Source organism: uncultured Bacteroides sp., assembly GCF_905207245.1.
Taxonomy (GTDB): Bacteria; Bacteroidota; Bacteroidia; order Bacteroidales; family Bacteroidaceae; genus Bacteroides.
On sequence record NZ_CAJLKP010000127.1, the window covers coordinates 1 to 9,529 of the forward strand.

Consider the following 9,529-nt stretch of genomic DNA (forward strand, 5'->3'; position numbering starts at 1 on the left):
GCTGCTTGAACAATTTTTACTTCAGAATATTGTCTAACTTTTTGGGGTCACTTCACTTGTTGTGGGCCGCTTCTTTTTTTGAAACTCGTATAGTGATCACTTACTTTATGAAAGGACCTGTTGTATGAGAAGTTTAAATGAAGTGCGTGAGGCTCTGCTCAACAGGACCGTCCGAATTGTTTCACAGTATGGTCTGGAGCGGACGACAACAAAGCTGATCGCGGCAGATGCACAAATCAATGAGGCGTATATCTATCGCTGTTATGACAGCAAGGATTCGCTTCTTCAAGCAACATTTCATATGGAAGATGTGTGCTTGGCTGAGCATGTGCGAAAATCGCTTCCGGTTATGCGGATACGCGGACTGAATTGGAAAGAGCGTTGTTTCCTTTTGTGGAAGTCTTGCTGGGAATTCATTCTCCATAAACCAGACGATTGCCGGTTTTACCTGCAATACTACTATTCTGCCAGTTGCCGACGACATGCATATGATGAGCATCTGAAGTATTTCCATTCATTGTTTAATGAAATCCGACCGGTATTTCGTCCTGACACAAATGTGGACATGCTGCTGCATCAGATTTTTGATACGATGCTTTCTTTTGCAGCCCGAGTACTGTCTGGTGAGATCAAGGACAGCGAAGATACAACGAAATGGACTTTTGAGCAGGTGTACAGTTTCGTCCGTCCCAATACAAGAGAAGATTGGGTGGAGACAGCTGACAGCGAAAATGAATTAGAATGATACGATGGAGATGAATTATGGTGGAGGTTACGGCCTCCTATCAAATCACCGAAAGAACCAAAGAACGAGATACCGTTTATATTGCGCTTCCCCGCATTCAAGAACGATGGACATACCTTCTTGTGAAGAGGCTCTTTGATTCTTTCTCCGCTTTGATAGGACTTATAGTATTAGCAATCCCAATGGCGATTATTGCATTGCTCATCGTGCTTGATTCACCTGGCGGTGCAATTTTCAAGCAAGAGCGCCTTGGAAAGAATGGAAAACCATTTTTAATTTACAAATTTCGAACAATGCATCATGATGCGGAGGTGAACGGCCCCAAGTGGGCGGATAAAGAGGACAAGCGCTGTACCCGGTTTGGCGCCTTTTTGCGCAAGACGCGGCTAGACGAGCTGCCGCAGTTCTGGAATATTCTAAAGGGAGACATGAGCTTTGTCGGGCCTAGACCGGAGCGGCAGTATTTCTACGAGCAGTTTGAAAAGTACATCATTGGATTTTCAAATCGGCTGGTCGTAACACCGGGATTAACGGGATATGCACAGGTCAATGGGGGCTATGAGCTGGAGCCGGAAGAAAAAATCGTCTATGACATGGAGTACATAGAAAAACGGTCAGTGCTTATGGATATCAAATGCCTTGTAAAAACGGTGTCGTTAATTTTTACACACGAAGGAGCGCGCTAATGGAAACATTACAGAAAACCTCTACCTGTCACGGGCAGGCAGTGATACAGCATCCATTGGTCTCCGTTGTGATGCCGGCGTATAACGCAGAAAAATACATAGGGGAAGCAATCCGTTCGGTACAATTGCAGACATATGCCAATTGGATCCTGTTGGTTATTGATGATTGCTCCACAGACCATACCGTTGATGTTGTTCAAGCCTTTGTAAACACCGATGATAGAATTCGGCTTTTTCGGAACACTCGCAATTTGGGGGCAGCTAAAACCAGAAATCGAGGTTTGGAATTATCCGAAGGCGAATGGGTCGCACTGTTAGACAGTGATGACATATGGCATAGCGACAAGCTTGAAAAACAGCTCGCGGTCGCGTTGAATTCCGGCTCGGAAATCATTTATTGCTCGTACTCGTTAATCAGCAGTGATGGGCAAAAAATATCCGACTATATTGTGCCGACGCAGACTTCCTATGACGATATGTTGAAAGAAAGCGTATTTAGCTGCTCTACGACTCTTTTGGCTAAAAGCGTAGTCGATAATAACCGCTTTTCCGCTGACTATTATCACGAAGACCTGGTGTATTGGCTTCAATTACTCAAAAATGGCTATTCTGCATCGGCATGTTGCGAGCCGTTGGCAGACTATCGGATAGTGGAAGGCTCAAGGTCACATAGCAAGCTCCAATCGGCAAAAAACAGATGGGAGGTCTACCGCAAGGTTGAAAAACTCTCACTGCTAAAGTCACTCTCCGTATTTCTATCCTATACGGCGCGGGGCCTCAGAAAGTATAAGAGGGTTTTACATGGATGTACTGTTCCTTTGCGGTGTTTTTGCAAAAGAGAATGAAGCCGAAGTGATTGCTCAGGCAAAGAAAAGTGTAGAATTCTCAGCAAACCAAATGCAGTTAAAGCTGATCAGCGGCTTGAAAGAGGTCGCTGACACCCAAGTGATCTCCGCCCCTTTTATCGGGCATTATCCAAATCAAAGCCACAGCCTGCAATTTTCCGGTTTCACAAACCCACAGCATATATGCCGGTATGTTTCGTTTAACAATATCTGGGGCTTCCGGAATTTGTCCAGGGCACATGCTTTGAAAAAGGCAGTTCGCACTTTCGCGTTAGATGACAATGAAGAAAAACTGATCATTGTATACAGTGCACACGATCCGTTTCTAGCGGCAGCAGCCTATGCCAAAAAGTTGAACCCAAAAATCAGGATCTGCTTTATTGTTCCCGATCTTCCGCAATATATGAACCTCGAAGCAAAAAAAGGTTTACTCTATAACTTCTTTAAAGGGTTCGATATCAAATCAATTAAGGAACATATCAAATGCATCGATACATCTGTGGTTCTGACAGAAGCTATGGCAAAAGCGCTGCAGTTAACGGATCGACCATATGTTATTGCCGAGGGAATCGTAGATTCGATTTCTGAGAATCCCAATAGCGCCGCTCGTACAGAAACCGTCAATATCGTATATGCCGGCAAGTTGTATTTCAGGTTTGGAATCCGCTCTTTGGTAGAAGCGTTTTCCCTGCTGCAAGACAGCAATTATCGGTTGATTTTATGCGGGAACGGTGACGCAGTGGAGTATCTGCAGAAATGTGCCATGGGGGATTCGAGAATCATTCTCCCGGGGCAAGTATCGCCTGAAAAGGTGCAGGAATACATTTCATCCGCCGCAGTGCTTGTAAATCCTCGGCCGAACAATGAGGAGTATACGAAATACTCTTTCCACTCCAAGGACATAGAGTATCTGTCAAGCGGAAAGCCAACGGTTGCCTTTCTTCTGGATGGTATGCCGAAGTGTTATCAAGATTTTTTGTATGTTGTTGACCCGGACCGGGATATCTCTTGCGCCATTTCTGATGCCTTAAAAGCAGCTATATCGGCACCCAAGAAAGAAATAGAAAAAAGGTATACGCAATTTCTGCAATATGCCGCAAAAAATCTTTTGGCATCTTCCATTGCAGAAAAAATAATCAAAATGAACTGTAACGAGGAGGCTCGACATGCCAAGGACCCGAGTTGTTCAGCAGTATGTAACGACCGCCAGCAATGGCGGATTGAAAACAGAATATAAAGCGCTGATCAGTCGGGAAACGCTGTCGGACCACTATGAGTTTATCCCGGTGGTGCTGAACAACTGCCACTGCGGAATCAGCCTTTCGGATATCCGCTTTTACCGCAGAGCTATTCGTAAAGCGGATCCGGATATCGTTCACATACGTGGAGCAGGAATGGAAAGCCTAAATGCAGTTCTCGGCGCAAAGCTTTCCGGCCGTGGAAAGATCCTTGTGACCGTTCATGGTATGTTCAGTGATCTGGTGTACTACTCGCCGATAAAACGCTGGGTATGCAGATATCTGGTGGAACCCATGATCTTTGGCTTATCGGATGGAATTTCCTGCGTCTATGAGCAGGCATCACAGCGCGATGTGTTTCGACGTTATAAGAAGAAAATGCTTCCGTTTGTGTATAACCGAATGCCGAAACATCCCGATTGCAGTGCAGAAGAAAAGCATGCTTTGCGCAAGGAACTGAACCTTCCGGAGAATGCAAGAATCGGCATCTATGTCGGCAGGGTCACGAAGGAAAAGGGATTGTCTTACTTAGTCGATGCGTTAAAGCAGCTGGATGCGAGTTGGCCGCCGGAGCTTTGCCTATTGGTCGTGGGGGATGGCGATTATCTGCGGGAGATGCAGGCTGAATGTTCCGCGCTGCGGCACGCGCAGCAAGTGATTTTCACCGGTCAACAAGAACAGGTTCAAAAATACCTGAAAGCTTCCGATTTCTTTCTTTCTCCCTCCTTGCATGAAAATCTTTCCATTTCCATTCTGGAGGCATGTGCGGCAAAGCTCCCGTGTCTTGTGACGGATGTCGGCGGAAACGGGGAAATCATCGAAAACGGAAAGAATGGGCTGGTGATTGAGCCGTACTCGGCTAAAGCAATCATTGATGGAATCAGAAAAATGTGCTGTATATCAACATACGACACATTAGAAAAAAACATACGCAAAACAGACTATCGAAAATTCAGTGACGAACAAGTAGACAAGCAGCTTGAGTCTGTATATGCGTATTTGTTGAAATTGTGAGGGCGAGCGATGGCGGATAGAAAGGCAAACATAGATTTATTGCGGGTGATTTCCGCAGCTGCCATTGTCACACTTCATTCTGTGACCGCTCCAATGGGTAACGCATCCTCTCCGATTCCGCTCTTAACAGAACAGATATTGACGGTTATTCATTCTCTGACCCTGTGGGCCGTTCCCGCGTTTTTCATTATCACAGGCTACTGCCTACTTTTAAAACCGGAGTGTAGTTACAAATACTGTTTTTTACATATACGGAAATTTGTAATTGTGCTCTTTACAATCGGACTTTTCTATGCACTACTGGAGGAGGTTTACTCTACCGGTATGGTTAACGGTCTTGTTGTTTTGGTGGCAGTCAAAAATGTTATTGCAGGGAACATCTGGGAGCATATGTGGTTTGTATACGCCATTATAGGTATTTATCTCGTGATGCCGGTTGTTCACGGTTTTATCAAGCGAGAGAGAAAGGATTCTTTTATATTAACTGCGATACTGTTCGCATTTAACATTCTGTTCCCTGTATTTCAAAAATGGATTCCAATTGGTGTAGAGCTTCCTTTCGGCGGATATTTGTTCTACGTATGCTTTGGAGGGCTGATTGCTAAGTACGGGATTCGGAAACGGGAAATGATAGTTATTGTTATTGCTGGCCTGATATCCGCAGCGTATCTCGGTGTTCATTATAACGGAAAAATTGCTGAGTCAATTGATTTGTTTGCGGTGTGTATTATGTCTTTAGCTGTCTTTTTAATATTTGAACACATGAAAATTAAGCCAAGCAGGCTATTGCTTGCACTTGCTAAATGTTCATGGGGTATATATTTACTCCACCCTTTGATTATAAATGTCGCTCTGAAAGTTCTGAAGATGGATTTTGTTTCCTACATGCCATATGTAAAGATTCCTCTGCTGGCAATTTGTACATTTATACTTTCCTTTGCTATTACATATTTGCTTAGAAAAATTCCGTTTGTCTCGGAATTGTTTTAACTGTTGCTGCCATCTGCAATGAAAGGAGGCTACCGTGATTAGTATTGTTGTACCGGCTTATAATGCCGCAGGTGTGATTGGAAGATGCATAGACACAGTTTTGCGGCAGACCTACCCGGATTTTGAATTGCTGATTATTGATGATGGTTCCACAGACGAAACAGCAGAAATTGCGGCAGCAAAAGCTGCTCAAGATGCTCGTATCCATCTAATTCGTCAGGAAAATGCTGGGGTCAGTTCTGCACGGAATACAGGAATAGCAGCCGCTTCAGGGGAACTGCTTTGCTTTATTGATAGTGATGATACGGTATCGGCAAATTATCTGGAGATATTGCACACGCTGTACAGTCCCGGAGTGCTCCCTGTGATCGATGTCATTCGCAGTGACCGCAACGGTTCCGCGCTAAATCCTATGCCTGAAACCTTTACATTGGATGGTAACTGGGTCGATTCATATTTTTGCGGGCAACTTAGATATGGAATTGCTTTTTCCGTCTGTAACAAGCTGTATTCTCTGCAGACACTTCGCAGAGAGTGTATCGCATTCCTGCCGGAGCTGTCTATCGGTGAAGATATGCTGTTTGTTTTTCAGTATCTGCAACATTGCCAGTCAATTCGCTTTAGCAAGGATGCCAGTTACCATTATACCATTGTACCGGGATCAGCCATGTTCTCCTCAATGGATTACACGCAGCCATACGAAAAGACATTCGCGATCATGTCTGAAAAGGAACGTTTTTCTTCACTGATCGCCGACAGAACATTATCCCGATGGGCGTTTGACGCGAGTATTATCATTATTGCCAATCCGTTTATTATCGACAGAAACTATGCAGAATTCAAAAAATGGTGGCGCGAATTTCGTCAGACGGCGTTATACCGCTCCGCCGTTGCTTCGGAAAAGCCATCCGGTTATAAACGAAGAGTTTTGCATTTTGCCGTGCGCGCTGAGAACACGATTGCAATATATGTGCTTTTCAGATTGCTGAGATTCGGAAAGAAGAAGTAGAAACGAGGTGAACCCATTGACTGAACTGCAAGAAATCGAGTTTGGATTGCTGCAACAGTTCTTGTCTATATGTGAACAGTTGAATCTAACCTACTATCTCGTCTGCGGCAGCGCACTCGGCGCAGCGAAGTATAGCGGCTTCATCCCGTGGGATGATGACATTGATGTTGCGCTTCCGAGAAAGGACTACGAAATATTCTGCAGGGAAGCTCCCAAAATATTGCCGGAATGGTGCTTCCTACAGAACTATCATTCTGAACCGCAATACTATCTCCTCGGAAGCAAATTGCGCGACAGCAGAACGACCTACATAGAGATGATGACGGATTGCCTGAAGATTAACCAAGGTGTGTTCATTGATATATTCCCATTGGATGGACAGTGGTGCACCGAACGCGAGCACCAAATGTTCCGAAAAAAGCGGGCAATCTTTGAGGCAGCGCGACGTGTCAGACTGAACTATAACCGCTTATCACCGCAAAACCTCGGTATGGTACGGACCAATTGGTATTGGCTGCTCTTCCGCCTTTTTGGGTATAAACATGACACCGCTGCGGAAATAGCCGTATTTGACCGTTTTATTTCCTCTTTTTCTACTGACGACAGTGCTGTCTGGTGCAATCATGCGAACTCAACTTCTCCGTTGGAATATGCGCCCAAAGAGCAATATGGCGATGGAATCTGGATGAAGTTTGAAGGGATTCCGGTTCGTGTTCCGGCTCAGTATGACGCCTATCTCACCCAGAAATACGGAGACTGGCGAGGCGGAATACCGCCGGATCAGCAGTATGGGCATCATCACTATGTGAAATGTGATTTGCACCGACCATTCACGGAATACATCGATACTGGAGAGAAAGGGGTGAAGAAATCATGATATACCGAGCCATTCGTAAATTGAAAGCGGTTTTATACCACGCAATCGTTGAGCCGGATATCAAACGCTCCTTTGCCGAGTGTGGCAAAGATTCGCATATTGATTCGGGCGGTGACTTCTTCCCCCTGTCGAACATTCATGTTGGAAACCATGCCTCTATCGGCGTAAATGCACGCTTCTGGACAACACGGGCGAAAATCTACATAGAGGATTATGCCTTGTTTGGTCCCGGCGTCACGATCATTACAGGAGATCACCGCAAGGACATCATCGGTAAGCACATCATAGAACTGACGGATGCGGATAAAATCTCAGAAGATGATCAGGATGTGGTGATCGGAAAAGGGGCATGGATCGGAGCAGGAGTGATTATTTTAAAAGGTGTGCACATCGGTGCAGATGCGATTGTGGCGGCAGGCAGTGTTGTAACAAAGGATGTTGCGCCATACACCATTGTAGGCGGCGCACCGGCACATTTTATAAAGAATCGTTTCTCCGAAGATCAGCTCGAACGGCATATTCAAACCACCGAAGGCGATGACTCTCCGCTTTTGGTTTCGGCGAAAGGCGGTGATTCTATTGCAAGATAAAATTCCGCTGTTGATTCTGTTGTCGGTCGGCGCAGCATTTACTGCAGTATGGCTCGCACTGCTGCAGAAACGGCTGAATATGGCATGGTATGTAGCAATCATGATAGCGATTGCACATACGGTCTACGGCGTTCTGACTGTGAAGGCGTTTGCTTTCCTCGAAACCGGCTTTGACAAAGCCAGCCTTGGAAACATGAGCCTGTTCGGCGGCATGTTCCTGATGCCGCTGGCGTATTGGCTCGGTGCAAAAATTTCAAAGAGACCGCCCAAGGAAGTCTTTGATGTTTTTACTCCCTGCATGGTCTTTACGGTCATGTGCGCTCGGGTCAACTGTATTTTGTCCGGCTGCTGCCGCGGGCTTCCGATTCCGGGGACAAACGGGATACGCTTCCCAACGCGTGAGGCGGAGATCGTGTTTTACCTGATCCTGCTTGCCGTCTTGTGTCCGCGAATTTGGAAAGAACGGCTGCAAGGACGCGCTTACCCGGTCTACATGATGTGCTATGGTGCATTTCGGTTTATTATCGAATTTTTCCGTGAGTCGGATATTTCCGGACTGTTCCATCGGGCACATCTGTGGGCACTCATTACATTATTACTCGGCGTAAGCATTTACGCTGAAATGAAAACCTCAAAATCTAAACCGAGAAGGAGAAAACAATCATGATCCAACGAATATCCAAACGGTTCTTATCCCTGCTGCTTGTGGCAGTTATGGTGCTGGCATTAGTGCCTGCCATTACGCTGCCTGCATTTGCAGCCACCAGCGGCACCGTGACCGGTCTGGCTGACGAGAACATCGGCCTGAGCTACTCCGGCGACGCAGATGATGCTTGGTCGGCCAATGGTACAAGCATTACCGGTGCAGCTACCAGCACAGGCGGAGCATGCAGCGATACATCCCATAAATCCACACTGACAATTACAAATAAGAAGTCGACAACAGCAACCCTTTCCTTCGACTATGCTATTGAGCAGAACAGCGGCACCATTCAGGTGGACGGGACGAAGGTCACGGCGGGCAGCAAGTTCTCTAAGGAGCTTGCGCCCAACGCCAGCATCAAGGTCTACATCGAATCCGGCAGCACCAGTGCTGCTACTAAGATCACCATGACCAACGTGGTTCTGGTAAGCAATGCCAATGCAACTGCGACTTTTGTGCCTGCTGAAAACGGTACTTATACAGTAGACGGAAAACGCATTACCGAGGAGTACAGCAATACTCAGAGTTCTATGACTGCTTATAAGGTAGTGGCGACTCCGGCGGATGGTTATCAGTTCTTGGGCTGGTATAACCTGACCACAGGCAAATGCATCGCGACTGCGGCAACCACCGCCCTGAATATCGAAAGCGACTGCACCGTTACGGCGAAGTTTGTGAGCAAGTCTCTGGCGCTTTTTGAGACTGGCGGTCAGCGGTTTGCAGACCTGAACGAAGCAGTTGCTTATGCGCAGGCAAATAAACAGTCCAAGATTACCCTGGCTACTGATGGCTCCATCAGCGGTACTTATACCATTCCGGCGGGAATCACGCT

The 9,529-nt window shown here is 46.2% G+C and carries 11 protein-coding genes; all 11 read left to right on the plus strand.

Annotated elements, in window-relative coordinates:
- Positions 1-124 precede the first annotated feature (124 nt).
- Positions 125-745: a TetR/AcrR family transcriptional regulator gene (locus QZ135_RS23350; protein WP_294615282.1), complete on the plus strand. Its 621-nt coding sequence runs from the start codon at positions 125-127 to the stop codon at positions 743-745.
- Between the two features lie 17 nt (positions 746-762).
- Positions 763-1,431 carry a sugar transferase gene (locus QZ135_RS23355; RefSeq protein ID WP_294615285.1) on the plus strand — a complete coding sequence of 223 codons (669 nt, stop codon included), beginning with the start codon at positions 763-765 and terminating at the stop codon, positions 1,429-1,431.
- On the plus strand, positions 1,431-2,276 hold the full coding sequence (locus QZ135_RS23360; RefSeq protein ID WP_294615288.1) for a glycosyltransferase family 2 protein: 846 nt from the start codon (positions 1,431-1,433) through the stop codon (positions 2,274-2,276). Before QZ135_RS23355 ends, QZ135_RS23360 begins: the two co-directional genes overlap by 1 nt.
- A complete protein-coding gene (locus QZ135_RS23365) occupies positions 2,233-3,513 on the plus strand; it encodes a glycosyltransferase (RefSeq protein WP_294615291.1) in 1,281 nt (426 codons plus the stop codon). Before QZ135_RS23360 ends, QZ135_RS23365 begins: the two co-directional genes overlap by 44 nt.
- The gene (locus QZ135_RS23370) at positions 3,497-4,528 is read left to right on the plus strand and encodes a glycosyltransferase family 4 protein (protein ID WP_294615294.1); all 1,032 of its coding nucleotides are present in this window, start codon (positions 3,497-3,499) and stop codon (positions 4,526-4,528) included. Before QZ135_RS23365 ends, QZ135_RS23370 begins: the two co-directional genes overlap by 17 nt.
- A 9-nt stretch (positions 4,529-4,537) precedes the next feature.
- On the plus strand, positions 4,538-5,518 hold the full coding sequence (locus QZ135_RS23375) for an acyltransferase family protein (protein WP_294615296.1): 981 nt from the start codon (positions 4,538-4,540) through the stop codon (positions 5,516-5,518).
- A gap of 34 nt (positions 5,519-5,552) precedes the next feature.
- Complete coding sequence (locus QZ135_RS23380; RefSeq protein WP_294615298.1) at positions 5,553-6,527, plus strand: glycosyltransferase family A protein; 975 nt, start codon at positions 5,553-5,555, stop codon at positions 6,525-6,527.
- Positions 6,528-6,534: 7 nt separating this feature from the next.
- Positions 6,535-7,404, plus strand: coding sequence for a LicD family protein (locus QZ135_RS23385; protein ID WP_294615300.1), 870 nt, complete (start codon positions 6,535-6,537; stop codon positions 7,402-7,404).
- Positions 7,401-7,994 (plus strand): acyltransferase, encoded by a 594-nt coding sequence (locus QZ135_RS23390; RefSeq protein WP_294615302.1) that lies wholly within the window; start codon positions 7,401-7,403, stop codon positions 7,992-7,994. The genes QZ135_RS23385 and QZ135_RS23390 overlap by 4 nt, the downstream gene beginning before the upstream one ends.
- Positions 7,942-8,661, plus strand: a complete 720-nt coding sequence (locus QZ135_RS23395) for a prolipoprotein diacylglyceryl transferase family protein (RefSeq protein ID WP_294615304.1) — start codon at positions 7,942-7,944, stop codon at positions 8,659-8,661. Before QZ135_RS23390 ends, QZ135_RS23395 begins: the two co-directional genes overlap by 53 nt.
- A partial coding sequence (locus tag QZ135_RS23400) for a hypothetical protein (protein WP_294615307.1) occupies positions 8,658-9,529 on the plus strand: 872 nt, incomplete at its 3' end. The genes QZ135_RS23395 and QZ135_RS23400, both read left to right, overlap by 4 nt.

Coding starts and splice junctions, on each gene's coding strand:
- QZ135_RS23350 (WP_294615282.1), top strand. CDS start 125: ATGAGAAGTTTAAATGAAGTGCGTGAGGCTCTGCTCAACAGGACCGTC.
- QZ135_RS23355 (WP_294615285.1), top strand. CDS start 763: ATGGTGGAGGTTACGGCCTCCTATCAAATCACCGAAAGAACCAAAGAA.
- QZ135_RS23360 (WP_294615288.1), top strand. CDS start 1,431: ATGGAAACATTACAGAAAACCTCTACCTGTCACGGGCAGGCAGTGATA.
- QZ135_RS23365 (WP_294615291.1), top strand. CDS start 2,233: ATGGATGTACTGTTCCTTTGCGGTGTTTTTGCAAAAGAGAATGAAGCC.
- QZ135_RS23375 (WP_294615296.1), top strand. CDS start 4,538: ATGGCGGATAGAAAGGCAAACATAGATTTATTGCGGGTGATTTCCGCA.
- QZ135_RS23390 (WP_294615302.1), top strand. CDS start 7,401: ATGATATACCGAGCCATTCGTAAATTGAAAGCGGTTTTATACCACGCA.
- QZ135_RS23395 (WP_294615304.1), top strand. CDS start 7,942: ATGACTCTCCGCTTTTGGTTTCGGCGAAAGGCGGTGATTCTATTGCAA.